At 64.3% G+C, this 846-nt stretch carries 1 pseudogene; it reads right to left on the bottom strand.

Features of this window, described 5'->3' with window-relative positions:
• Positions 1–846, bottom strand: a pseudogene (gene actP, locus HX846_RS39810) (cation acetate symporter); the annotation flags it as partial.

The following is an 846-nucleotide window of genomic DNA, read 5'->3' as shown; positions in this document are numbered from 1 at the left end:
CACGCTCTTGCGCGCTTCCTTGGCGTCGCTGACGGTAAAGAAGCGCATCAGGATATGCGGCAACCCGGCGGTGCCGAACATCATGCCCAGCCCCAGGGAAATCGCATCGATCGGGTTCGACAGCAAGCCGCCCGGCGCCATGATCGCGCTGCCCTTGGCGTGCACGGCGGTGGCCCCGGCGAACATCGCCTCGGTGCTGAAACCAAAGTGCTTGAGCACCATGAATGCCATGAAGGTGGTGCCGAACAGCAACATCACCGCCTTGATGATCTGCACCCAGGTGGTGGCGAGCATGCCGCCGAAGGTCACGTAGAACACCATCAGCACGCCCACCAGCATCACCGCGTACAGGTAGTCGATGCCGAACAGCAGCTCGATCAGCTTGCCGGCGCCCACCATCTGCGCCACCAGGTACATCAGCGCCACGGTCAGGGTGCCGAAGGCCGAGGTCAGGCGCACCGGGGTCTGCTCCAGGCGGTAGGACACCACATCGGCAAACGTGTACTTGCCCAGGTTGCGCAGGCGCTCGGCGATCAGGAACAGGATGATCGGCCAGCCGGCCAACACGCCCAGGGCGTAGAGCAGGCCGTCATAACCGTTGAGGAACATCATCGCCGAGATGCCGAGGAATGACGCCGCCGAGATCATGTCGCCGGCAATCGCCAGGCCATTCTGGAAGCCGCTCATGCCGCCGCCGGCGGTGTAGAAGTCGCTGGCGGAACGGGTGCGCAGGGCGTCACAGCGAGTCACGCCGAGGGTGAACAGCACGAACACCAGGAACATGCCGATGGCGTTCCAGTTCAGTGGACGGGATGCGCCGTCGGCGGCGACTGCAAGGTCAGAGGC

Source organism: Pseudomonas sp. K5002, assembly GCF_013386655.1.
Lineage (GTDB): Bacteria > Pseudomonadota > Gammaproteobacteria > Pseudomonadales > Pseudomonadaceae > Aquipseudomonas.
Note: the sequence above shows the minus strand (reverse complement) of the source record. Positions and strands in the feature narration are given on the sequence as shown.